At 71.5% G+C, this 613-nt stretch carries 1 protein-coding gene; it reads right to left on the bottom strand.

The genetic code is table 11. The features are described 5' to 3' along the window. Nucleotides 1-277: adenosylhomocysteinase (locus KUM32_RS38990; RefSeq protein WP_217146511.1), on the bottom strand; the 277-nt coding region annotated here is incomplete at its 3' end. Nucleotides 278-613 lie beyond the last annotated feature (336 nt).

Below are 613 nucleotides of genomic sequence, written 5' to 3'. Positions count from 1 at the left end.
CGGCGTGGTCCTGGGTGGAGAAGATGTTGCAGGAGGCCCAGCGGACCTGGGCGCCGAGCGCCGCCAGCGTCTCGATGAGGACGGCGGTCTGCACGGTCATGTGCAGCGAGCCGGTGATCCGGGCGCCGGCGAGGGGCTGGGCGTCCGCGTACTCACGGCGGATCGACATCAGGCCCGGCATCTCGTGCTCGGCGAGGGTGATCTCCTTGCGGCCGAAGTCGGCCAGGGACAGGTCGGCGACCTTGAAGTCCCGGCCGTTGGCGTCGGCAGTCGACATGAATGCTGCTCCTCGTGCGTTGGGGATGGAGAGGTGTTCGGCTGGGCATGCGGCAGCGGACAGAGCTGTCCCCTTGTCGCAGCGCAGTCCGTCGGAGGCCCTCTCTCCCTCGGTCGGACCGCGAAGCGGACCGCCCGACCGCCATCAGCAGCGACGTCTGGCTGTCACGAATCTACACCGATCGGCCCAGCGAACCCCAGCCCCCTTGACCCGGGCGGGGCCGAAGCGGTGGTGTCTCGGCCGCGCCGTGGCGCGTTCCGGTCGGCTCGGCGCGACCCGGTCGGGTGGGTTCGGTCGGGGGTGTGTTCCCGGGGCGGCGGGCGCGGGATCATCCGC

Source organism: Streptomyces sp. AC627_RSS907 (assembly GCF_019049165.1).
Note: the sequence above shows the minus strand (reverse complement) of the source record. Positions and strands in the feature narration are given on the sequence as shown.